Source organism: Devosia sp. Root685 (genome assembly GCF_001427875.1).
Taxonomy (GTDB): domain Bacteria; phylum Pseudomonadota; class Alphaproteobacteria; order Rhizobiales; family Devosiaceae; genus Devosia.
The window spans coordinates 199932-223646 of sequence record NZ_LMHK01000005.1 but is presented as its reverse complement, the minus strand read 5'-3'; the positions used below and the strand labels follow the sequence as shown (position 1 = coordinate 223646).

The window sequence follows — 23715 nt, the reverse complement described above, 5'->3', positions numbered from 1 at the left end:
CCGAATTCCTCAGTTCAGCAGGTCGGCGATCGCCTTATCCTCTGCTGCATAATCGAATGGTCCGGCGCCGCCCCCGACAAACACCTGGCAGCCAAGGCCCGGCGGGCCAAAACGGTCGCTCAAGCGGCCAAGCAGCGCGCCCGCCTTGTGTTCGGCGACGATGCTCTCGACATTGGCGATAACCGACTGCCGATAGGTCGCGACCGGGCGATAACCGAGCAGCGTTTCGGCGCGCTCCGTTGACAGAAAGAACGGCGTGGGCAGCGACCAGGGGCTGGCGATCGGCGCCATGCCGGGCAACAGCACCTGCGCAATCTGAGCACCCATAGCGTCGGCAATAGCCGAAACCATGGCGCTTTCATCAGGACGACCGGGATCGCCGGCATTGAAAATCCCGTGACCGGGATTTTGAGCTACCAGCGCGATCATCGCGGCAAGATTATCGACCGAAGCCGGATGCAGGCTCGAACGCCCGCTATAGCCAAGCACGAAAACCTTGCGGCCATCGAGAATGCGGCGGACGTAGAACCATTCGCGCGGCTGGGGCGAATAGGGGCCATGAATGCCGGCGGGACGCAGAATTGTCGTCTTGATGCCGGAGTCCAGCAGCGCGATCTCAACGCCCCGCTTGTTGCCGGCGTAAGTTGTCGTGTCCGGCGCGACGGTCGCGGCCTCTTCGGATAGCGGCTCCAGAAACACTGGCGCCGATTCCACACTGGATACGCCCTGCAGCGTCCGGCCTTCGGCGTCCTGATAGACGGCGGCCGAGGACATCATGATCACCGAGCCGATGGAGCCGGCATTGCGCAGCAACTGCGCCGAATGCACGGCGCGGAAGGCGAGGAGATCGACGACGACGTCAAACCCCTGCCCCAGCAATTGATCCATCGCCGCATCGTCCTGGCGGTCGACCTGCACGGACTGGGCGCCCGCAGTGGTCGTGCCGGGCTGGCGGTGGGCGACCGTAACGGTCCACCCATCCGCGAGGAGGCGTTGCGCCGCAGCGCGACCCACCTGCCCCGTGCCACCAATGACGAGTGCTTCTCTGGTCACGGATCAGGCCTTTGCAGTCTTCAGCGGCGAGATGATCTCGAGCGTATTGCCGAGATAATCGCGAACGAAGGACCAGCGGATCGCGTGGCGTTCAAAATCGGACGGCTCACGGAAAACTTCGGCGCCGGCGGCCTTGAGCTTACCAACGGTTTCGTCGCAATCGGCGACGGTGATGCCGATGTGGTGCAGGCCATAGATGCGGCCGGGCGAGGTGTTGAAATTGGGCATCTTCACCAGTTCGAGCACGAAATCGCCGATCGAGAGATGGGCCCACTCCATGCCGCTCGTCGCATCGGCCCAACGGTCGATGACGGTGGCGGCGAACTTGTCCTGATACCAGGCAACGCCCGGATCCATGTCCGGCACCATGATGGCCACATGGTTGATTGCATAGGTGCTGGGGGCTTCGGTCGAAAGTGTCATGCCGTCTCCAAACAGTAAGGGAGCAGCCTTTTCCGGGGATCGCCGAGCCGGCTTTTGCCGTTGCTTTCGACCCTCTTGCCCTCCCTGAGCATGATTGGAGTCGTATGCCTATAATTTCACATTGTCAAACAACTGTTTTCATATTTTGGAATTGAAGCGTGTTTGGCGCAAATTTTTGACCATCATTCTCGCAACGTGAATTCAAAATTCCTCATTGTGAAAATCGACTGAGGTTGTCATAAAGAGGCCAAGAGATGTGGGGGGAGCCATGACCAGCGCAGACAAAAAAGGGCGCGTCGTTGGGGCGGAGAGCAGCCGCAAGTTGTTGCAATTGCTGCTGATGTTCACGCCGTCCCGCCCGATCTGGGCCGTGGGCGAACTGGCCGACGAACTGGGGCTGACCCAGTCCATGGCCTATCGCTATGTCGCGCTTTTGCGCGAAGTCGGCCTGCTCGATGCGGCTGGCGGGAAAAGTTATCGGGTAACGGATCTAGCACGCAGCCTTGCTGTTGCAGCCGGCGCGGCGCGCATTCCGCTGGGCGATATCGCCCTGCCCGTGCTTGGCCATATCCGCGATGTCGGGCGCGAAACCGCCTTCGTCACGCGGCGCAGCGGCTGGTTCACCTATGTGCTCGAGCGCGAACAGACGCCGCATCCCATCCGCCTGATTTTTGAACGCGGCCAGGCCATTGCGCTCCATCAGGGCTCAAGCTCCCGCATCCTCCTCGCCGCCATGACGGTGAGCGAGCGGCAAGCGTATTTCGACCAGTTCGGCATCGATCGCGTAAAGGTCGGTCGCGGCCTTCTGAGCGATCCTACGCTTGACGAACTGGCGCGCCATGGCGTCACCGAAAGCTTTGAAGAAGCCGGCGAAGGCATTTGGAGCGTGTCGGCCGCCATTCGTGAAAATGGCGACATCGTCGGGGCGCTCGGCGTCGCCGCGCCGCTTTTCCGTGTCAATCCGCAGCAGCGGCAGGAACTGCATAATCTCGTCGCCACCGGCGCCGAGGAAATCAGCGCCCGCATGACCCTTTCCAAGGCCGGCCTCTAACCACAGCGCACCCATGCTTCGCACCGGTACAAATCCGCGCTTGCTTTGTTATGCAGCATACCTAATTCTGTCGCCGAACTCCAACCGGACCTTGCCATGACCGCGCCGGCCCAAGCTTTTTCCTCCCGGCCCGATCGCATTGTCGGCATTGGCGCGGTGTTCGTCGCTGTACTGCCGCTCTCGACCGATATCGTGCTGGTAGCCCTGCCGGTCATCGCCGGCAGTTTTGGCACCGCGCTGGCCGGCGGACACCAGATCATGTCGGTCTTTGTCATAGGTTTGGCCGTGGCCCATCTCTTTGTCGGCGCGCTGGCTGATCGCTTCGGCCGGCGGCCAGTGGCCCTTGCCGGTTTCGGCCTTTATACGCTTGCTTCGCTAGCCGCCATGGGCGCGCCCAGTCTCGAAGCCCTGCTGGTTGCCCGCTTCGTCCAGGGCCTCTCGGGCGCCTGCGGCCCTATTCTCATGCGGGCGATGGTGCGCGATACCGTCGCGCCGGCGGCGACCTCCCGTCGACTGGCGCTTACCGGCACATTATCGGGCGTGGCGCCATTGCTGGCCCCCACCGTGGGTATCCTCGTGGCACAGGCGTTTGGTTGGCAATCGTCCTTCGCTGTGCTGACGCTTTATGGCGCCATCACGTTCGTGCTGGTCTTCTGGCTCATGCCGGAGACACTTGCAGCACGGTCTGCGGCGGTGAACTATATCAGCCTTGATGTGGTTCGCAGCCTCTTCACCGAGCGCGGCTTTCTCTTCGGCAGCTTTGCCATGGCCATGGGCTATGGTGGGCTTTTCGCCTGGATATCGACGGGCAGCTATTTCCTATCGACCCGCACCGGCCTTGATCCATTGGTGATTTCGCTGGTCTTTGCCGCGGGCTCGCTCTGCTTCATGCTCGGCGGCGTCGTGGCGATGCGATTGCACGTTGCGCCTGAGCAAACCATCCGCCTCGGCGCGATGATCGGCGCCACTGGCGGGTTTTTGGCATTGATCCTCGCCCTGGCCTTCCCCGACCAGCCCTGGTTCTGCGTGCCCATCATGCTGTTCTATTGCAGCTGGGGCATCATCCAGCCCCCGGCCATCAATATCGCCATGCGCCATCACCCCGGTATTGCCGGCAAGGCCTCGGCCCTGCTTGGCCTTGTGCAACTGGGTGGCGGCGTAATGCTGTCCTGGATTGTCGTCGCACTGGGCGCCGGCCCTTTTAGTCTCGGGCTGATGCTGGTATCGACCGCCGCCATCCTCTTGGCCACTCAGTTCACCAGAAGGCCAAGAGCATGAGCAAGCCCGATCTGTCTTTCCTCAGCGCCGGGGTGGCGAGTGCAGCATCTAGCGGATCTTTGCCCTTTCGCAAGGGGCTTGCAGTTCGGCCATCCGTTGCTGATAAGCACATTTGAGACTGACAGGAATGGAGCGCAACATGGCAGCCCGGTTCGATGCCTCGGCCATGAACAAGGTGATCGGCTACCGCCTTCGCCGCGCCCAGTCCTATATTTTCCAGCAGTTCGACGAACGCTTCGCCCGGCTGAAACTGCGGCCGGCCGAATATTCCGTGCTTGAGCTGATCGCCGACAATCCCGGCTGCCAACAGGGTACCATGGCCAAGGCGCTCGGGATCAAACGCGCCAATTTCGTCGGCCTGATCCAGGGCCTTGACGCACGCGGCCTCACCGCACGCGGCCAGCAGCCCGGCGACAAGCGCGCCAACGCGCTTTACCTGACCCCCGCGGGTCAGGCGACTATCGTTGAAGCTCGCGAGATCCAGGCCGAGTTCGAAAGGCACTGCGTCGAGCTATTGGGCGGCGAAGCCGAGCGCGATCATTTGCTTACGCTGCTGGACCGACTGGCGCCGACGGCGGATTAGCGCTCCGCTGGCTCATGCCCGAGGGCCCGAACCACTTCCGCAGGCAGCGCCTTGGCGCGAATGCCTCCCGGGTTCTGCGGATCCCGCCCGACCCAGACGCGCGTCTCGCGGCCCTCAACTGCCAATTGCCCTTCGTTGAACAGTTGGTGGCGCACATCGAAACTGGAGCGGCGGCAGGCAATCACCTCAGTCTTGATGACAACCACATCGCCGAAGCGGCTTGGGCACTTAAAACTCGATCCCGTATCGACCATGGGAATACCCACCACATCGTAGCGCACCGCCCATTCCGCCTGCTTCATCCCCAGTGCCTCAGCGAAAAGCATGGCGGTCGAGGTATCGAAAAACCGGAAGTAATTGGGATAGAAGACGATCCCCGCTGGGTCGCAGTCGCCAAAGGCGATTTCGAGGTCGCGTGAAAACAGCATGGTTTTGCTCCTATTTGGGAGGCAGGCGCAGGGCGCCGTCGATGCGGATCACCTCGCCATTGACATAGTCATTGTCGATGACGCTGAGCACCAGTTTCGCAAAATCGGCGGGTAAACCGAGCCGTGCGGGATAGGGTATGGAAGCGGCAAGCCCGGCCTGCGCTTCTTCGGGGAGTTCGAGCAACAATGGCGTCGCGAAGAGTCCCGGCGCGAGGGTAACGACCCTTATGCCAAACCGTGCAAGTTCGCGCGCCGCCGGCAGGGTCATAGCGGTGATGCCGCCCTTGGATGCGGCATAGGCAGCCTGCCCGATCTGGCCATCAAAAGCGGCGACGGAGGCGGTCGAAATGATCACGCCGCGATTGCCGTCTGCATCGGGCGGCGCGACCGAGATGCTGGCCGCGGCAAGGCGCAGCATATTGAAGGTGCCGATAAGATTGACACGAATGATGCGCTCGAAATCGGCAAGGGCCATCGGCCCTTCGCGACCGACGATGCGCGAGGCGCCGCCGATGCCCGCGCAATTGACGAGAATGGCAGGGGCGCCATAGCGCTCGGCGCTAAGGGCCAGCGCCGCTTTGGCACTCGCTTCATCGGCAATATCGCATGCGGCAAACGTCCCGCCGATCTCGGCGGCGACGACTGCCCCCGCGTCCACATTGCGATCCAGCACCGTCACCAGCGCACCTTGAGCCGCCAAGGCCCGCGCCGTCGCCGCACCAAGCCCCGAGCCGCCGCCGGTAACAACCGCGCCTTTGCCTTTGATATCCATGGTCAGGCTTCCGGGTTTTCGAGCAGCACTGCGATGCCCTGCCCGCCGCCGATACAGGCGGAGGCGATGCCATAGCGAAGGCCTGATCGGCGCAGCTCGCGCGCCAGCGTTGTGGCCAGCCGCATGCCCGTCGCGCCGAGCGGATGGCCAATGGCGATGGCCCCGCCATTGACGTTGAGCTTGGCCATATCGAGACCCAGTTCGCGCTGGCAGGCAATGAGCTGAGCCCCAAAGGCTTCGTTGATCTCGATGCGGTCGATTTGATCGAGCGTGAGGCCGGCGAGATCGAGCACGGCACGAATGGCCGGCACCGGCCCGATGCCCATGATATGTGGCGGCACGCCGACCGAAGCGCTGGCGACAACGCGCGCCAGCGGTCGCAGCCCTTTCTCCCGCACATAATCCGCCGAGCCGACGAGCCCGGCCGCAGCACCATCGACAATGGCCGAGGAATTACCCCCCGTCTGCACACCACCGAAGGCGGGGCGCAGCTTGGCAAGGACCTCATAGGGCGAGACGCGGATATGGCTATCTACATCAACCTTCTCGACGCCGCGCGGCAGGGTAATGCCCCGAGATCGCAGCCCATCTATCTCAAAACTCTCGGCAATGACCGGCTCGATCTCGCCGGCCAGATACCCGCTGTCCCGGGCCGCCACCGCACGCTCAAAACTCAGCGCGGCGAATTCATCGACCTCCCGGCGTGAGATGCCGTGCTCGCGGGCCAGATTTTCCGCCGTGTCTCCCATGCGGACTTCGGCGGCAGGGTCGAGCGTGGCCTCCCAGAGGAAATCCTTGAACTCCACCTGTCCCATGCCAAAGCCGTTGCGATGGGTATAGGCAGCGATAGGGTTGCGGCTCATCGACTCCGTGCCGACGGCAAGTGCGAGGTCCACGCGACCGAGCGACACCGCATCGGCTGATTGCGCCAGCACTTCGAGCCCGGTACCGCAAATGCGCTGCACCAGGTGTGCCGGCCGATCGAGCGGCACGCCGGCATAAAGCCCGATATGGCGGGGCGTAACGAAAGAGTCGAACGAGGCCTGCGCCATCGATCCGGCAATCGTCGTGCCGATATCCGCGACATCAACGCCCGTGCGCGCAATCACCGCCCGCGCCGCCTTGATGCCGAGATCAATGGGCGAGATTGCCGACAGCGCACCGCGATAATCGACAAAAGGTGTGCGCACGCCATCAATAAGGAAGGCATCGGCATACGTGGCCCGCAGGCCCGGCGAACGGCTCATGACTTGGCCTTTCTCAAAGATACGAAAACATGGTCTGGAACGGGTTCGGCATAGAGCTCGTCCACCAGCGCGGCGCGACGCGCCATCACGGCCCTCTGGTTGATCGAGCCTTTGTCGGTCACCTCGCTACCATCGATGCTCGGCGGCTCGGCGAGGAGCAATGTGCGGGCCACATGGTTGGAACTACCGGTCGCCCTGGCGGCGAGCGCATCGAGCGCTCTTGCCAGATGGCGTCGCACGGATGGGTGCGCGACGAGAGCCTCGGGCGGCAGCCTCGCCCCGACAAGTTCAGCGCAGGCACCGAGGTCCGGAAAGATCATGGCGCCGATGTGATTGCGATCGAGCCCTGTCAGCACCACGTCGCGCACCAGCGGCGCGCAGGCTGCGACGAGACCCGACCGGACTGCCGCCATATTGACCCAGGTGCCGGTCGATAGCTTGAAATCTTCGGTGACGCGGCCATCGAAGGCCAGCCCGCGCGACAGGTCATGGGGATCGACGAACTTCAACGCATCGCCGATGCAATAAAAGCCATCCTCGTCGAAAGCCTCTTCGGTCTTGTCCGGCTGCCGCCAATAGCCCGGTGTGACATTCGGCCCGCGCAGCCGCACTTCCAATTTTTGTCCATTGGGCACGAGCTTTAACTCCAGCCCAGGCGCCGGCAGCCCGATTTCGCCGGCGCGCTCCACCGGCCAGGTGGTGGTCAGGGCAAAGGGCGCCGTTTCGGTCGAGCCATAGCCGCTGATGATCATGATCCGCTCACCCGTGGCCGCGGTTGCCGTAGCGTCGAGCCCATCCCACACGTGTTGGGCCAGCCCTGCCCCGGCATATTGCATCAGCTTGAGCCGGCGGAAAAATGCGTTCCGTAGTTCCTCGTCCTGCACCAGATGCTGGTGCAGCATTTCATAGCCCTTGGGCACGCTGAAATAGACGGTGGGCGAGACGGATTTGAGATTGCGTATCGTGGCCGCCACGCCATCGGGCGTCGGTTTGCCATCGTCGATATAGAAGGAACCGCCATTGTAGAGTGCAATGCCCAGATTGTGGTTGCCCCCGGCGGTGTGGTTCCAGGGCATCCAGTCAATCAGCACGGGTGGCTCATCACCCAGAAAGGCCAGCGCCGAGCGGATCATTTCCTGATTGGCGCACAGCATCCGATTTGTGGTGGTGACCGCCTTGGGCATGCCGGTCGAGCCGGAGGTGAAGAGAAATTTCGCGATCGTGTCGGGCGTTACCTCTGCCCTCGCCCGCTCAACGTCTTCAGTAGGCTCGGTAGCCAGCGCGTCCGCCATGGTAATGATGCGCCGCCCAGGAATATCGCCGCGCTGGATCAGAATCGGCACATCGGCCGACACGGCGGCAAGAATGGCGGGCGCAAAAGCTGTTCCATCGCTGGCATAGACGAGGCCCGGATCGAGCAGATCATCGACATGCCGAACCTTGGCAAAGTCTTTCGAGATGAGACTATAGGCTGGCGAGATCGGCGCATAAGGCACACCGATCAACATGGCGGCATAGCCGAGCAGGGCATGTTCGATGTCGTTACCGGAAAGAATAAGCAGTGGCCGGCTCTCGGAGAGGTTGTGGCCAAGCAGCATTTGCGCGAGGGACTGCACCGTCTGCCAGGCCTCGGCATAAGTTACGCTACGCCAGCCGTCGCCTTGCCGTTCGGCCAAGAAAACTTGCTCCGGCGTCGTCTCGGCCCAATGCTGCAATCGATCGGTCATGGCGCGTGGAAAATCGCCGAGCGGCTGATCGCAGCGGATATAACGGACGCCGCCAGCGACCTCCTTCATGCTCGCACGCAAATCGCCCATGCGCACGGCACGGTGCTGCACTGACATATACCCCTCCCTATTTGTTATATTGCATAACCAATATTCAAAATCCCTTCAACTCCGAAACTTCCGCGAAATCGCCTGAACGCGGCTTTAGCCATGATTATTGTTATGCTAGTGAACAATTGAATGGCTTCACCGAATGCGGAGACGACGCGTGGACGAGCAGGAACTGGTAATCGAACGGGATGGGCCAATTGCCCTTCTGGCCTTCAACCGTCCGCAAAAGCGCAATGCTATCAATGACAAAACGCTCGCGGCCTTGCGCAGCTTCTTCACCGATATTCCGGCCGACGTGCGCGTCATCGTACTCTCCGGCAATGGCGGACATTTTTCCTCGGGGCTAGATCTCAGCGAACAGGTCGCGCGCGAACCGCATGCTGTGATGCGTCATTCGCGCAATTGGCATTCGATCGTGAACCTCTTGCGCCACAGCGGCATTCCGGTGGTCGCCGCGCTCAGCGGCGCTGTCATGGGCGGCGGGCTTGAACTGGCCTCGGCCTGCCATGTGCGCGTCGCCCAGCCGGGCGTCGTATACCGCATGCCCGAGGGCCAGCGCGGCATTTTCGTCGGCGGCGGCGGCACCGTCCATCTGGCGGGCATAATCGGTGCTGACAAGATGACCGAAATGATGCTGACCGGCCGGACCTATTCGGCTGAGGATGGCGAACGGCTGGGCATTTCGCATTATCTCGCCGAGGCAGATGGCGCCCTGGCGCTCGCGCGGCAACTGGCCCAGCAGATCGCCAGCAATTCGCCTACGGTGAACTATCTTATCGTGCAGTCCATTGCCCGCATCGCCAATATGTCATCCGAGGATGGGCTCTATACGGAGAGCCTTGCGGCAGCGCTCAGCCAGACAGGCGCCGATGCTGAGGAGGGCCTGCGCGCCTTCCTTGAAAAGCGCCCGCCCAATTTCAATCGCTGAGCGGGGTGGAGGCGCTAATCGCGCCTCCCAAAATCTCTAGACGCCGTCGGCCATTGATAGCCATGGCTCCTGCGGCACCTTGCGCTCGCCGGCCTGGTGGAATTCGACCACCGCACCTTCTGGCCCCCGCACCATGGCGCGAAAACCATCGCGCGGCGGCATCTTGAGGGTATGGCCCTTGTCGAGCAGACCCTGGCAAGTGGCGTAGATATCATCGACGCGGAAGCAGATATGGCTGATGCCGACCGGCCCGGCTTCGGCAGAACGCTCGACAAGCGCGATGGTGGGCGCAAAGCGCTCGGAGCGGCCGCTTTCTTCGTCATGCGAACCGGAGAGAAATACCGCGCGGGCATTGATCTTGGGCACGACGAGTTCGCGCACGGTCCGCATGTCGAGCACGTCCCAGAAGGCGCGGGTCTTGTCGAGATCGGCGGTGAAGATGGTGGTGTGGAGATAGTGCATGTTGCGCCTCAACCGTTCCAGTGACCCGTATCGGGGAGCGAGAGCCAGGGCTCGGCCGGCGTCTTGGCCGGGCGGCGCTGGATGAGTTCCACGGTTAGGCCGTCGACCGTTTCGACATAGGCTTTGAAGCCGTCGCGGGGCGGCCGGTTTATGGTGCGACCAGCATCGCGCAGAGCTGTGCAGGCGGCGTAGATATCATCCACGCGAAAACTCAGGTGGCCATAGGCGGAGCTGCGGTGTGCGTCGCGCTCGGCTTCGTCCCAATATTTGTAGAGTTCGATGGCGGGAGCGAAGCGGGCGTCGAAGGGCGCGCTGGCCATATCGCCCGGCGCCGCGACGAAAACCGCGGTACAACGCTCCTCCAGGTCTTCGAGCCGCTTCACCTCAATCATGCCGAGCGTATTGCAGTAGAAATCGAGCGACCGATCAAGGTCATCGACCTTGATCATCGTATGCAGATATTCAAGCATTTCATCCTCTTGGCCGCTCTGCGGCGGTTCTGTAGCCGACCATAGGCAGCACCCAGTGGCTTGGCAAACATTTTTTCTCTTTCCGGATTAAATACAACTTGCCGTTTGGCGCAGGCTTTTCCAAACTGGCCAAAGTCAGCGACAAATGCTGAGTATGCGCCGGTTTTCCGCAAATCCACTCGATCGGATATCGAACGCATTCCGAACAAAATTTCTCGGAGGAGATATCGCGTGAGTACTATTCGTCCCGTTCAATGGGGCTTTGCCGGCACGGGCAGCATTTCGGGCAGCATGGCATCGCAGATCGCGAACTCCGCGATCTCAAAAGCTGCGGCGGTTTCCTCACGTTCGCTGGAATCGGCCAAGGCCTTCGCCGCTACGCACGGTATCGGCAAGGCGTATGACTCACTCGATGACATGTTGGCCGATCCCGACATCGAGGCGATCTATATCGCCCTGCCCCACGCACTGCATAAGGGAGCAATTCTCGCAGCGCTCAATGCCGGGAAGCATGTGTTGTGCGAAAAGCCGATGGCGCTCAATGCCGGGGAAGTGGCCGAGATTGCCGCCCATCCGCGGGCGAAAAGCCTGATGATCACCGAAGGTTTTATGGTGCGCTACCAGCCGCAATGGGAGTGGATCCGGGCGCAGATTGCCGACGGAGCGCTCGGCACGGTCAAGCAGGTGACGGCATTCACGGCACTGCAATTGCCGCCGCCTGCGGTCGATCCGGCGCGCGGGACGCTGGCTGGGGACCGTAGTCTGTTGCTCGATATCGGCTGCTATTCCGTCCATCTGGTGCGAACGATCTTCAACGCCGATCCACTGCGCGTTTCCGCTCTCATCGAGCGCGATCCGGTGACCGGGCTGGAAACCTTCATCAAGGCCAGTCTCGATTTCGGTGGGCGATATGCCGATGTCATCGTCTCCAATGTGCTGCGACGTGGTCGGCGCATTCATGTGCTGGGCAGTGCGGGAAGTCTTGAGATCATGACGCCCATCCACACGCCGCCGACTGGCGCGAAAGTGCTTGCGGCGCTTGTCGGCGATGGCAATGCCGATCCGGTGGAGCAGGTCTTTCCCAGCGTCGAGCAATATGGGTTGCAGATGGATGATGTGTCGCGCCACATTCGCGCAGGCGACCAGCCGCGCGTGACGCTCGCCAATGCGCTGCGTAATGCACGCACGCTCGATGCGATCGTGGCTTCGGCAGAAGCCAAGGGAGCGTGGGCGGAACTCTAGAATACAAAAAACTGTGACGCCTCTCGGCGCCGCGGTTCTTTGGTTGGACCGGTTGGGATCAGTCCGGGAACGGGTATTCCGCATAGGCGAAGTGCACGTTGTCGGGGGCCCAGGAATTGACGTTGAAGGTGCCCTGCCCGCCGAACAATTCCACCACGACGCGTGCTTCGCCGCCTTCGGTGGGCATGACGCGGAGTTGCACATCGAGGTCGGCGGGATGCGTGATCGTGCCGGTTTCGTAGCTGATATAGGCCATCCATTTGCCATCGGGCGAGAAGTGGGGGAACCAGTTGACGCGATCGTCGAAGGTCACCTGCTCGATGCCGCTGCCGTCGGTGCGCATGCGGAAGATATTGGCGTGGCCCGGACGCTTGGCGGCGAGTTCGGAATTGAAATAGACCCACTGCCCGTCGCGCGAATATTCCGGGCCATCCGACTTTTCCGGGCGATGGACGAGATAGGTGTCCGGCCCGCCCGCGAGGGGGATGGTAGCGATGGAGAGCTTGCCGCGGACCACTTCGCCGACGCGTTCGACGGCGGTGTAGACCAGCGTCTGGTTGTCGGGCGAGACGCCGTGGAGCCAATAGCTGTACCCGCGCTCTTCGGGATAGTCGTTGGAGATCTGGCGGGGTACGCCGCCATCGAAGGGGATGCGATAGAGTTTTCCGAGGGCGCTGAAATAGATCTCGGAATTGTCGGGCGAGAGAATGTGATCGTTGTTGATGCCAGTGACATCGCCGGTCGGGATATCGATCAGGCCGGTCGAGCCGTCGGCCGCCAGCCGGTAGAGTTTTCCGCCGCCATTGATGACCAGCCACTTGCCGTCCGAGGTCCAATTGGGCGCTTCGTAGAGCGTCGGCAGATCGATGACGGTGCGCGTGGCGCCCGTGTCCTTGTTTACAACGGATATGCGCGTGATCTGGCCCGGCTGCAGGTCTTTCCGCCCCGGCCAGCGACCGCGTTCGATATTGGCTTTTGCCATTCTTTCCTCCCTTAAAGTCGAAGTCCGCTCGCCGTATCGAACAGCGATGCCGAAGACACGGAAATGCCGAGCGGCATGGCGTCGCCCTCGCGCGGGCGCAGTTCGGTGGGCACGCGGAGGCCGATCTGTTGGCCCTCTTTGGTGCGGCACCAGACCAGCGTGTCGGAGCCCATGGGTTCGAGCAGATCGATTGTGGTCTCGACGAGAAAGTCCTGCCCGCCGGCATGCTCACCATGGGCGATATGCTCGGGCCGGACGCCCAGCGTTGCCTTGCCGGGCGTGGCGCCAGCGGCAAACCCGTAGCGGTCGAGAGGAATGCTGGCCTGGCCCCATTTGAACACCGGTTTGCCGGCTTCGATGGCGATGTCTCCGTCGATGAAATTCATCGCTGGCGAGCCGATGAAGGCCGCGACGTAGCGGGTTGCCGGGCGCTCGTAGATTTCCTCGGGACTGCCGAGTTGTTCGATCCGGCCCTTGTTCATCACCGCGATCATGTCGGCCAGGGTCAGCGCCTCGACCTGGTCATGCGTGACATAGATGGAGGTGCTACCGAGGTGACGATGCAGCCGCTTGATCTCGCGGCGCAGCTCGACGCGCAATTGCGCATCGAGATTGGAGAGCGGCTCATCATAGAGATATACCTCGGCCTCACGCACCAGCACGCGGCCGATGGCGACGCGTTGGCGCTGGCCGCCGGAGAGCTCGGCGGGGCGGCGATCGAGCATGGTGTGGAGCTGCAGCGTCTCGGCGGCGCGCTGCACGCGCTGAGCGATTTCGGCGGCCTTCACCCCGGCGACCTTGAGGCCGAAGGAGAGGTTTTGACGCACGGTCATCTTGGGGTAGAGCGCGTAGCTCTGGAAGACCATGGCGATGCCGCGGTCCTTGGGTTCGGCCCAGGTGACGTTCTTGCCCCCAATCCATATCTGGCCGCTGGTGATGGGCTGCAGGCCGGCGATGGAATTGAGGAGGGTCGACTTTCCGCAGCCCGAGGGACCCAGCAGCACCAGGAACTGGCCGTGCGGCACTGTCAGGTCGAGCTTTTCGAGCGCGGTGAATTCGCCATAGCGGATGGAAAGATTGCGTGCTTCGACTTCTGCCATTTTGCTATCCCTTGACGGCGCCGGCTGTGATGCCGCGTACGAACCAGCGACCGGAAACCATGTAGACGAGCAGCGGCACCATGGCGGTCAGCATGGTTGCCGCCATTTCGACGTTGAACTGCCGCTCGCCGGTCTGCGAGGCGATGATGTTGTTGAGCTGCACAGTCATCGGCGCATTCTCCCGGCCGCCAAAGGTCAGGCCGAGGATGTAGTCGTTCCAGGCGCCGGTGGTTTGCCAGATGACGACGACGATGGTGATCGGTGCCGACATGGGCACAAAGATCGACCAGAAGATACGCCAGAAGCCGGCCCCATCGACGCGCGCCGCCTTGAAAATTTCGATCGGCAGCCCCGCATAAAAATTGCGATACATCAGCGTCACGACCGGCAGGCCAAAGATGACGTGAACCGCGATAAGGCCCGGCAGTGAGCCATAGAGGCCGAGCGAGGACCAGAGGCGCACCAACGGGTAGAGCACCATCTGGAGGGGGATGAAGGCGCCGAACATCAAGACGGTGAAGACCAGATTGGCACCGCGGAAGCGCCAGAAGGACAGGACGTAGCCGTTGAGGGCGCCGACAAGGATCGAGAGCACGACGACGGGCACGACGATCTTGAGGGAATTGAGGAAGCCGACCTGCACGCCGTCGCAATCAAGGCCGGTGCAGGCCTGGTTCCAGGCAGCGCCCCAGGCTTCGATTGTTGGCGCGAGGGGCGGCATCAGCACATTAGTGGCGCGGACCTCGGCCATGGTTTTGAGCGATGTAGACACCATGGTGTAGATCGGCAGGAGGAAGAACAGCGAGGCTACCAGCAGGAAGGCGTAGATACCAGCGCGCTCCCAGCTAAAGGTGGCGGGGCGTGGCCCATCGTGATGGGCAGTGGATGCAGCGAGGGGGAGAACTTGCTCGGACATGGGTTTCACCCTTTCGACGCGCTGGCGGCGCGACGGGTCTGCCAATGGCGCGCGTACCAGATGGGCGCGGCTACGGCGACGACAGTGAGAATGAGAATGGTGGCGCCAGCGCTGGCGAGCCCGACATTCTGGCGTTCGAAGAGGTAGTCCATGACGAACTTGGCCGGCACTTCGGTGGCGCTACCCGGCCCGCCGCCAGTCATGGCGACGACGAGGTCGTAATTGCGGATGACACCGAAGGCCAGCAGCAGGATGCAGGTGGCAAAGGACGGCCCCAGCATCGGCAGGATGATCGAGAGATAGGCCCGCCACTTGGGTATGCCTTCGATATTGATTGCCTTCCAGATGTCCTCATCGATGCCGCGAAGGCCCGCGAGAACCAGTGCCATCACCAATCCCGCCCCGTGCCAGATGGCCGCCGCGACGATGGTGTAGATGGCGAGGTTCCGGTCGATCAACAGGCGGAAGGTAAAATCCGTCCAGCCTAGATCCTGCATGAATTTTTGCAGGCCAAGCTGGGGATTGAGGAACCACTGCCAGGCAAAGCCGGTGACGATATAAGAGAGCGCATAGGGGTACAAAAAGATGGTGCGCAGCGTTGATTCAGCGCGGACTTTCTGGTCGATGAAGATCGCCAGCAGGTAGCCGAGCACGAGGCACCCGCCGACGAAGCCGATGCCCAAGATGGCCATGTTGCGCAACGAGACGAGCCAGCGCGGCGAGCCGAACAGGGCCACATATTGCTCGAAGCCGACAAAGCTGAATTCGGGAATGGATCTGGAGCCGGTGAACGACAGGCCCACGGTCCAGGCGATGCAACCGACGAAGACGACGAGGGCTACAAGAGCCGTCGGCGCCAGCGCGATCTTGGCGGACAGATTTTTCATTGAGATCCCTGAGGCCATGGCAAGCGGGGCGCGGCGGACAACCGCGCCCCTTGGGAGGCGCCGGACCGCAGTCCGGCGGGCAGTATTCAGGAGGCGCCGAGCGCGTAGGCGAAGCCATCGATGACTTCGTCGACGCTCATCTCGGGATTGGCCCAGAACTCGTTGACGATGTCGCGATATTCGCCGTCCTGCTGCTGGGTAATCAGTGAGCGCGGATTGGGCACGAGATTGCCATCGGCATTGAAGGCGTCGTAGCCGATCTTGAGGCACGCATCAGCATTGTCCGGCAGGGCCGCATCGCGGCGCACCGGCAGAGCACCACGCGGCGCGACATAAAGTGTCTCGACCGCCGGATCGCCGATGATGGAGGCGAGTTTCAGTTGATCTTCCGTCGGACCGTCGCTGCCCGGTTGCTTGGGGAAGACCATCACGTCGCTATGAAGTTGCACATAGTCGCGCTCTCCAGGAATGAAGCAACCGAAATCGGTGCCGGCGACGAGGCCCGCGGCGCGATATTCGCCATCAGCCCACGACCCCATGATTTGCACTGCCGCCTCGCCCGAACTGACGAGATTGGCCGAAAGATTCCAGGCACGGCCGATATTCCCCTCATCGGTATAGTCGCGCAGCCGGCCCAGCGTTTCGAAGGCGCTGCGCACGACGTCGCTGCGAATAGCCGCGTCGCTGCGCTGGTTCCAGACCTGGTCCCAGACATCCGGCCCACCCTTTTCAAGGAGGATCGCCTCGAAGGGGAAGCGGATGTTGAAGGCATCGCCGCTGAAGGCGAGCGGAATGAGACCGTCTGCCTTGACTGCATCGAGCGCGGCGAAGAAATCGTCGCCAAAGCCGACCGGCTCGGCGATGCCGAGGGAATCGAACACGCCCTTGTTGTAGAAGACGAAATTGGGCGTATAGAGTGCCATCGGCGCGATGTAGATCTTGCCGTCAGGGCCCGAGATCGCATCGACCAGCGGCTGCGGCATGTTTTCGCGCCAGTTGCCTGAGGTGGCGGCCGCATCGATATCGGTCAGCATGCCCTGGTCGATGAAATCGAGATGGTCGCGATTGGTCACCGTTGAATAGGCCTGCGATGGCTGGCCAGCCTGCATCTGAGTTGTGTACACGCGGCGGGTATTCGGCGGGCCGGCGACGGCATTGTCGACCCAGGTGCCACCGGCTTCGGTGAACTTGTCGGCAATGACCTTCAGCGCCTCCGCCTCGGTCTGCGACGTATAGTGGTGAATGACCTCGAAGTCGTCGGCTACAGCCAGGTTGCCAGCCAGACCCAGCACCAGCGCGGAAACTCCGGCCAGATAAACAGTCCTCATTATCGTCCTCCCAGGCGCACTTTGCAGCGGCGCCATCCTGATCCTCGGCAAAGTCGGAGCTTTTGGCATATTTTTGACGTTTGCCGAATTAAAGAACGACCATGGATGGATAATGTCAAGCGCACTTGCGGTAGCATTTCGCACGAAGAGTGCCCCAAAAATTGAGAAATTTCCTTTTAATAGTTTGATTAATAATGGTTTTTCTGATGTTTGTTATGCCTAAAAACATTTTTTGGCGGAGGCGATCGACGAGCCATCATGCTTCAAATTTCGATTGGTTTCGAAATTAATTATGGAAGCTCGCTGTCGCGAACGGTAGGATCGCGGCGTCATGCCTGTTGTGGGTGGGCCAACGAAATTGGGGGACAAGCCATGCTTGGCGGACAAACGGTGCAGTGCGCTACACGGACGCTCGACAAACAGGCGGGCGCCATGCTTGTGCTTGCGGTCACGGCTCCGTATTCGATGCGATGCGGAAGCAGGACATGACCTTGGACAATGCAGCACGGCGGAAGCAAACCGCCGCAAGGGAGGAGCGCATGCGGACCCGGCCACCTAAAGGCCCGCAACTCGTCGGCGAACTGGCCGACCGGACGCGCGAGCCTGACTCCGTGCGCAGCGACAATATCGGCTTCGTGCTCGATATCCTGCGCCAGGAGGGCCCGATTTCGCGCATCGAGATATCAGCGGCGCTCGAACTCTCCCGCTCGACCGTCACCGAAATCACCGCCGAGTTGCTCAATGACGGTCTCATCCAGGTCCACGAGGACGAGGAGGCCGCCGATAGCGCCACGGTGCGCGGGCGTCCGCGCGTGCGCCTGTCGCTCAATCCGCGTGCCGCCTATGCCGTGGGTGTGCGTCTCGGCCTCAGCCAGATCACCGTGTCAGTCACCGATTTCGTCTGCGACGTGCTCCATTCGAGCACCTTGCCCTTCCGCTCCTCGCGCCAGGCGCCCGAAGTCGTGGCCGATGTCGTCGAGGATGCGATTTTGCGCACCGTGGCCGATTGCGACCTAAAACTCTCCGATATCAATGCAGTCTGTGTCGGCGTGCCCGGTATGGTCGACAGCAAACTCGGCATTTGCCACTGGAGCCCCGCTTTTTCGCGCATTCCCGTGCCTTTTGCGGACCTGCTGTCTCAGCGGCTCAACATTCCGGTAGTGATCGAGACCCACACTGTCCCTCTCGCCACCGCCGAACGCAATTTTGGCAGTGCGCAGGATCAGGATACCTGCGTCGTCATCACGCTCGGCCATGGCGTGGGCATGGGCATTCTTATCAATGGCGAGGTCTATCGCGGCGCGCACGGCTTTGCGTCGGAATTCAGCCATACCAAGATCGAAGAAGGCGGGCCGCTTTGCGAGTGCGGGCAGCATGGATGCCTTGAAGCCCATATCGGCTTCCGCGCCATCCTCCAGGCCGCAGGCGAAGAAGTAGCCGGCCCGGTCAGCGAGGATCCGCGCTCGCGCGAGCGCAAGGTGCTCGAACTTATCGAACGTGCCGATGCCGGCAATGAACATCTGCGCACCGTCTTTGCTCAGGTCGGCACTTATCTTGGCCGCTCGCTCGCCAATCTCTGCGGCGTCATCGATCCCGCCCGCATCATTTTTTCGGGCCTCAACATGCGTTCGTCGCATTATTGGCTGGAACCCGCCAAAACCGCGCTGTTTGCCAATGTGCGCGCCCCGATGCAGGGGCGCCTTGAATTCGTCGTCAACGACCGCGACGACGTGTTCTGGTCGCGTGGGGCGGCGGCGCTGGTGCTGCACCAACTCTACCGCTCTCCCCTTCTGCTCCGTGCAAAAAAGAGCGCGGCGCAATAGGACAACTGACGCGATTTCCACCCCAACGCTCACTTGGTTGAGATTGCGCGCGCGCCAACACGCTCAAGGCAGGCGCACGCGATGGCGGGGCTCGAATTCGGCATTCTTGAAGGTGGACCGCAGGTTGTTATCGGTCCATTCGAAGGGGTAGCCATGGTTTAGAGGGAGTGCTTGCGTGAGTTCCTCCCGGATCTCGGCCGACAGGTCTATATCGCCGGCCAGGAGATTTTCCTTTACCTGATCGGCATTGCGAGCGCCGATAATCGCGGCGGTCACCTGATGGTCGCCGAACAACCAGCTGAGCGCCACCTGGCTGGGCGTGTAACCAAGCCGCTGGGCGATTTCGACCACCAGATCGATGAGTTTGAGGGCATCCTCGAACCAATAACGGGGCATGGTGACAGCCGCCTGGATGCCCATTCGCGATTGCGCATCCGGCGCGCCCTGGTTTCGATATTTGCCCGACAGCATGCCGGCCGCCAGCGGGCTCCAGCAGATCATGCCGACACCGGCATCGGCCGCTGCGGGGAGGATTTCGCGCTCTATGTCCCGGCGGATAAGATTATAAAGATGCTGCGCCGAGATCGGCGACGCCAAACCCTTGGCTTCTGCCAGCACATTGGCCTTGGCGATTTGCCAGCCATAAAAGTTCGAGCAGCCGATATAGCGCACCTTACCGGCCCGTACGAGATCGTCAGCGGCGCGCAGGCTTTCTTCGATCGGCGTATAGGGATCGGGCCCATGGAACTGATAGAGGTCGATATGATCGACCCCAAGCCGCTTGAGGCTCCGCTCACAGGCCGTAATGATGTGCTTGCGTGACAGGCCCCGGGCGGTGACCGCCGGACCGGTTGGGAACCAGCACTTCGTTGCAATCACAAGGTTGTCGCGATCGAAGTCCCGGATCGCCACACCCAGAATGCGCTCGGCTTCGCCGCCGCTATAGCCATCGGCCGTGTCGATAAAATTGCCCCCGCCGTCAACAAACTGACGTACGATGGCGCTGGCCCCCTCCTCGTCACAGCCCCACTGCGCATTCCCGAAGGTCATGGTGCCGAGGCAAAGCCTCGAAACCAGGAGCCCCGAGCGTCCAAGGTAGCGATATTTCATTTCAATCCTGCCTCAGGTTCAATCGAAGAAGCCGGCATCTTCCTCAAGAAGATATTTTTTTGCTCCCTCGGGATCGATGTCGAGCCCAAGGCCCGGGGCTTCGAGAAGGTCGATGTGGCTATCCCTGACGATCTGGCCTTCGGGAAGGCCGATGACGATGTCCTCCCACCATGGGTCGGAGGCGCTGGGATATTCAAAGGCGATGTAATTGGCCGGAAGAGTTGCGCAGACATTGATCAAGGCGCCGAGGCCGAGAAGGCCGTTGGCCGTGCCGTGCGGGGCCATCATGATCGAATGCATATAGGCGTGCTCGGCCACCCATTTGAGTTCGGCAATGCCGCCAATATCGGCAGGGTCCGGCCCCACGACGCGCACGGCCTGAGTTTCGATCAGCTCCTTGAAATTGTGGCGGAGGTAAATCTGTTCCCCGGTATGGATCGGGGTTGAGGTCGATACCGTCAGCTCGCGATAGGCCTGCGGATTAACCCAGGGGACGTAGTCGCCGGTCAGCATGTCCTCAAGCCACATGAGGTTATACCGCTCCGTCGCCTGGGCGAAGCGGATGGCGTCATTGAGGAACCAGCCGGGGCCGCAATCGAGCGCCAGGCTCACCTTGTCGCCCAGCACTTCTTTCATGGCGATGACGCACTCGATCATGTGCGCCATGCCGCGTTCGCTGATCTGGCCCTGGTCCATGGCGCCATGATAGCCAGCCTTCTCCTGGCGCACGCCATAGTGGAAGTCGTCGATGGTGTCCTTCATGTTGGAGTGGAAGCTGATGCCTTGCTTGACCATGAAGAACTTTTCTGGCCGCTCCATCATCCATTTGACATCGGCGGCATAATCTTCGGGCCGGTCGCCGCTGCGCTTCTGGCGGATCGAGCCATTATAGACACGGACCTTGTCCCGCACCTTGCCGCCAAGAAGCTTGTAGACAGGCACGTTGGCCGCCTTGCCAGCGATGTCCCATAGCGCATGTTCGATGGCGCTGACTGCCGCGCCGTAGGGCTTGAACGAACCGCGCTGGCGGATCTTGAGCATGCAGCGCTCGACATCGGTGGGGTCTTCGCCGATCAGCGCGTCGCGGAAATGCAGCACCCAGGGCTTGAGGTAGGGCTTGGTGAATTCCACTTCGCCCAGGCCATAAAGTCCCTCGTCGGTGACGATCCGCACAATGGGGTGGCGCCCGATAACGGCGCAGCGCAAGTCGGTGATCTTCATTTTGCCTCCCTCAACTCCAGGTGCGGTCCCAGGAATATTCCTGATCCCAATGGTCGGTAGGCAGCCAGACGCCGGAAACGCCGGGCTGCAGATGGGCCTTGAGCACCTCGTCCACCACGTCGTCGATCCCGAGACCGGGCTTGTCGGACACTTCGATAAAGCCATTCTTGACGAGCGGCTTGGGCAGGCCTGTGACGATATCGTCCCACCAGTCGACCTCAACAGAATGGTATTCGAGCGCCATGAAGTTCTCGGTCGCGACGGCCACATGAGCCGCGGCCATGGCAGCGATGGGGCTTTCGGCCATGTGGATGGCCATGGCGACGCCGTGGTCCTGCGCCATGTCGCCGATCTTCTTGGTCTCAAGGATACCGCCCGAAGTCAGCAGATCGGGGTGAATAACCGAAATCCCGGCCTTGAGCAGCGGCTCGAAACCTTCCTTGAGGTAAATGTCCTCGCCCGTGCAGATCGGAACGGTTGTTGCCTGCTGGAGCTGCCGGTACTGCTCGGTATATTGCCAGGGAATGACGTCTTCGAGCCAGGCCGGGACGTATTTTTCGATCCGCCGCGCCAGCCTGATGCCGTTCTGCAGCGAGATATGGCCGACATGGTCGATAGCGAGCGGGATATCGTAGCCGATCACCTCCCGCACTTCGTGAATATACTGCTCGAGAAGGTCGATGCCCTTGTCGGTAAAATGGAGACCGCTGAAGGGGTGCCGGACATTGTGGGTATCGTAGACGGCGTTGCGGGCGCGGCGCTCCTCCATGGAGGTCACCGGGCCGCGATCGGGATGAACGCGATAGGCTTCGAGCGAGCCGGCCGGCGACACCACGGCGCCGGGGATATCGGCGATCTGCATGAGCCCCAGATCCATTTTTAGGAACGTGAAGCCCATATCCATGCGCTCTTTGAGCCGCCTCCCGGTCTCTGTGCCACTCGGTTTGTCCGCATCGGTGTCGCAATAGCAGCGAACCCGGTCGCGGAACTTGCCGCCCAGCATTTGGTAGATCGGCACACCATAGGCTTTGCCGGCAAGGTCCCAGAGCGCGATCTCGATGGCCGAGACGCCGCCGCCCTGGCGGCCATGGCCACCGAACTGCTTGATGCGGCGGAAGAGTCGATCGATGTCGAGCGGGTTCTCGCCGAGGAGCCGGCTTTTGAGCATCAGCGCATAGGTGGCGCTCGCGCCGTCCCGCACCTCACCCAGCCCGACAATGCCTTGATTGGTATAGATTTTGACGAGAGCCGAGGTGAACGGCGCGCCCACGATCTCGGCGACCCGCAGGTCGGTAATACGCAGCTCACTCGGATGCGAGGCGGTCCGAACGTTGGTTTCGATCATTTCGGCAGGCGTAGATGTATCCATGGGAAGCGTCCTCCTTTCGCGCTCAGTCGAACTGGATGAGGTTGTCAGCGAGATAGTCGCGGTTCATCTCGATCCCGAGGCCCGGCGCCCTATTGAGCTTGAGGGTGCCGTTGGAGTTATCGAGAGGCTTGTCGATCAGGTGATCGTATTTGCCGAGGTTCCATTCCGAGGTTTCGAGCCGGTAGAAATTGGGCACCGTCATCATCACCTGCGCCCCCGCCACAACGTTAATGGGGCCGGCAGCGTCGTGGGGCGAGACGGGAATGTAATAGGCCTCGCACAGCGCTGAAATTTTCTTCAGTTCGGTGATGCCACCCGTCCAGGTAACGTCGGGCATGATGTAGTCGGCAAGGTTGTTTTCGAGGATGGGCACGAAGTCCCACTTGGTATGTCCCCGCTCGCCCCAGGAAATCGGTGCGCTCACCTTTTCGCGGACCTGCTTTAGGGCATTTATGCTCTCGGGCGGCACTGGCTCTTCGAACCAGTCTATATCGCCGGCTTCCTCAAGAGACCGGCAAAGCCGGATGGCCGTAGGCACATCGAACCGGCCATGGGCGTCGATAAGAACCTCGATGTCAGGCCCGGCGGTTTCGCGGATCAGCGCGGTCAATTCAGCTGCCTCGCGCTCATCCTTGCGCGTCATGGAGCCATCGAGATACCCCTCGGACTGTTCGCGGGCGATGCCGTTCTTATCGAGGGCCCCCTGCTGGGCGAAGGGGTCGAACTTGAGCGCAGTGTGGCCCGAGGCGATGATATCGCGGATTTCCTGGACCACGCCTTCCTTGCTCGTGAACTTGCGCTGGTCGGGGTGGGTGTAAAGGAGGATGTCCTCGCGGACCGGCCCGCCCAAAAGCTCATAGATCGGCTGCCCCAACACCTTGCCGCGGATGTCCCAGAGGGCAATGTCGATGGCGCTGACACATTCCACCGCCGCCCCGCGGCTGCCCATATAGGTGAAGTTGCGGAATACCTTGTGCCAGATGCGCTCGATCTGGGCGGGATCGTCGCCTTCGATGATCTTGCTGATCTGGCGCAGCATCACACAGAGCGCCCGATTGGCGATATAGGTCGTCGTGGTGATCTCACCCCAGCCGGATATGCCGGCGTCGGTCGTCACCTCGACAAACAGGAACTCCCCCCAATAGGACGCAGCCGTCTTGATCAGCCACGGCTTTACGCCTGTGATCTTCATGATTCCCCTCCC

23 protein-coding genes are annotated in these 23715 nt (G+C 61.6%); 6 read left to right on the top strand and 17 right to left on the bottom strand.

Going from position 1 to position 23715, the window contains the following annotated elements; genetic code table 11:
• Positions 1-9: 9 nt before the first annotated feature.
• Positions 10-1053: an NAD-dependent epimerase/dehydratase family protein gene (locus ASD83_RS20460; protein WP_082561386.1), complete on the bottom strand. Its 1044-nt coding sequence runs from the start codon at positions 1051-1053 to the stop codon at positions 10-12.
• Positions 1054-1056: 3 nt separating this feature from the next.
• Positions 1057-1476, bottom strand: a complete 420-nt coding sequence (locus tag ASD83_RS20455) for a VOC family protein (protein ID WP_056314262.1) — start codon at positions 1474-1476, stop codon at positions 1057-1059.
• Positions 1477-1744: 268 nt separating this feature from the next.
• On the opposite strand from ASD83_RS20455, the gene ASD83_RS20450 reads away from it, so the two are divergent.
• The 3 genes from ASD83_RS20450 (at position 1745) to ASD83_RS20440 (ending at position 4388) form a co-directional block, all read left to right on the top strand.
• Entirely contained in the window at positions 1745-2527 is a 783-nt protein-coding gene (locus tag ASD83_RS20450) for an IclR family transcriptional regulator (RefSeq protein WP_056314261.1), read from the top strand.
• A 96-nt stretch (positions 2528-2623) separates the two neighbouring features.
• Complete coding sequence (locus ASD83_RS20445) at positions 2624-3805, top strand: MFS transporter (RefSeq protein ID WP_056314260.1); 1182 nt, start codon at positions 2624-2626, stop codon at positions 3803-3805.
• A 139-nt stretch (positions 3806-3944) separates the two neighbouring features.
• A complete protein-coding gene (locus ASD83_RS20440) occupies positions 3945-4388 on the top strand; it encodes a MarR family winged helix-turn-helix transcriptional regulator (RefSeq protein ID WP_244489245.1) in 444 nt (147 codons plus the stop codon).
• Here the strand turns inward: ASD83_RS20440 and ASD83_RS20435 are convergent.
• From ASD83_RS20435 to ASD83_RS20420, 4 genes are read right to left on the bottom strand one after another with little or no spacing between them, the layout of a single operon-like run.
• Complete coding sequence (locus ASD83_RS20435; protein WP_056314258.1) at positions 4385-4816, bottom strand: acyl-CoA thioesterase; 432 nt, start codon at positions 4814-4816, stop codon at positions 4385-4387. The two genes, ASD83_RS20440 and ASD83_RS20435, sit on opposite strands and share 4 nt — an antisense overlap.
• Before the next feature lie 10 nt (positions 4817-4826).
• Positions 4827-5588: an SDR family NAD(P)-dependent oxidoreductase gene (locus ASD83_RS20430; RefSeq protein ID WP_056314257.1), complete on the bottom strand. Its 762-nt coding sequence runs from the start codon at positions 5586-5588 to the stop codon at positions 4827-4829.
• A gap of 2 nt (positions 5589-5590) precedes the next feature.
• Entirely contained in the window at positions 5591-6835 is a 1245-nt protein-coding gene (locus tag ASD83_RS20425) for a thiolase family protein (RefSeq protein WP_056314256.1), read from the bottom strand.
• Positions 6832-8679: a feruloyl-CoA synthase gene (locus tag ASD83_RS20420; protein WP_056314255.1), complete on the bottom strand. Its 1848-nt coding sequence runs from the start codon at positions 8677-8679 to the stop codon at positions 6832-6834. Before ASD83_RS20420 ends, ASD83_RS20425 begins: the two co-directional genes overlap by 4 nt.
• A 151-nt stretch (positions 8680-8830) precedes the next feature.
• Between ASD83_RS20420 and ASD83_RS20415 the strand changes: the two genes are divergently transcribed.
• Positions 8831-9601, top strand: a complete 771-nt coding sequence (locus tag ASD83_RS20415; RefSeq protein WP_244489244.1) for a crotonase/enoyl-CoA hydratase family protein — start codon at positions 8831-8833, stop codon at positions 9599-9601.
• Positions 9602-9637: 36 nt separating this feature from the next.
• On the opposite strand, the gene ASD83_RS20410 is transcribed toward ASD83_RS20415, so the two are convergent.
• On the bottom strand, positions 9638-10063 hold the full coding sequence (locus ASD83_RS20410) for a VOC family protein (RefSeq protein ID WP_056314253.1): 426 nt from the start codon (positions 10061-10063) through the stop codon (positions 9638-9640).
• Positions 10064-10071: 8 nt separating this feature from the next.
• Positions 10072-10533 (bottom strand): VOC family protein, encoded by a 462-nt coding sequence (locus tag ASD83_RS20405; protein WP_056314252.1) that lies wholly within the window; start codon positions 10531-10533, stop codon positions 10072-10074.
• A 231-nt stretch (positions 10534-10764) separates the two neighbouring features.
• Here ASD83_RS20405 and ASD83_RS20400 point away from each other — a divergent pair, with 231 nt between their 5' ends.
• Complete coding sequence (locus ASD83_RS20400) at positions 10765-11775, top strand: Gfo/Idh/MocA family protein (protein WP_156386070.1); 1011 nt, start codon at positions 10765-10767, stop codon at positions 11773-11775.
• A gap of 58 nt (positions 11776-11833) precedes the next feature.
• On the opposite strand, the gene ASD83_RS20395 is transcribed toward ASD83_RS20400, so the two are convergent.
• The 5 genes from ASD83_RS20395 to ASD83_RS20375 form a co-directional block, all read right to left on the bottom strand.
• Positions 11834-12757, bottom strand: coding sequence for a TolB family protein (locus tag ASD83_RS20395; protein WP_056314250.1), 924 nt, complete (start codon positions 12755-12757; stop codon positions 11834-11836).
• 11 nt (positions 12758-12768) lie between these two features.
• Entirely contained in the window at positions 12769-13857 is a 1089-nt protein-coding gene (locus ASD83_RS20390) for an ABC transporter ATP-binding protein (protein WP_056314249.1), read from the bottom strand.
• Between the two features lie 4 nt (positions 13858-13861).
• On the bottom strand, positions 13862-14773 hold the full coding sequence (locus ASD83_RS20385; RefSeq protein ID WP_056314287.1) for a carbohydrate ABC transporter permease: 912 nt from the start codon (positions 14771-14773) through the stop codon (positions 13862-13864).
• Positions 14774-14778: 5 nt separating this feature from the next.
• Positions 14779-15660, bottom strand: a complete 882-nt coding sequence (locus ASD83_RS20380) for a carbohydrate ABC transporter permease (protein WP_056314248.1) — start codon at positions 15658-15660, stop codon at positions 14779-14781.
• Positions 15661-15746: 86 nt separating this feature from the next.
• Positions 15747-16988 (bottom strand): ABC transporter substrate-binding protein, encoded by a 1242-nt coding sequence (locus ASD83_RS20375; protein WP_056314247.1) that lies wholly within the window; start codon positions 16986-16988, stop codon positions 15747-15749.
• A gap of 539 nt (positions 16989-17527) precedes the next feature.
• Between ASD83_RS20375 and ASD83_RS20370 the strand changes: the two genes are divergently transcribed.
• Positions 17528-18811, top strand: coding sequence for an ROK family transcriptional regulator (locus ASD83_RS20370; RefSeq protein ID WP_162249201.1), 1284 nt, complete (start codon positions 17528-17530; stop codon positions 18809-18811).
• 63 nt (positions 18812-18874) lie between these two features.
• Here ASD83_RS20370 and ASD83_RS20365 read toward each other — a convergent pair whose 3' ends face one another.
• Genes ASD83_RS20365 through ASD83_RS20350 form a run of 4 tightly spaced genes read right to left on the bottom strand, consistent with a single transcriptional unit; the run spans position 18875 to position 23703 of the window.
• A complete protein-coding gene (locus ASD83_RS20365) occupies positions 18875-19921 on the bottom strand; it encodes an aldo/keto reductase (RefSeq protein WP_056314245.1) in 1047 nt (348 codons plus the stop codon).
• Between the two features lie 18 nt (positions 19922-19939).
• Complete coding sequence (locus ASD83_RS20360; RefSeq protein ID WP_056314244.1) at positions 19940-21142, bottom strand: mandelate racemase/muconate lactonizing enzyme family protein; 1203 nt, start codon at positions 21140-21142, stop codon at positions 19940-19942.
• A gap of 10 nt (positions 21143-21152) precedes the next feature.
• Positions 21153-22511, bottom strand: a complete 1359-nt coding sequence (locus tag ASD83_RS20355; protein WP_056314243.1) for a mandelate racemase/muconate lactonizing enzyme family protein — start codon at positions 22509-22511, stop codon at positions 21153-21155.
• A gap of 22 nt (positions 22512-22533) precedes the next feature.
• Positions 22534-23703 (bottom strand): mandelate racemase/muconate lactonizing enzyme family protein, encoded by a 1170-nt coding sequence (locus ASD83_RS20350; protein WP_056314242.1) that lies wholly within the window; start codon positions 23701-23703, stop codon positions 22534-22536.
• Between the last annotated feature and the right edge of the window lie 12 nt (positions 23704-23715).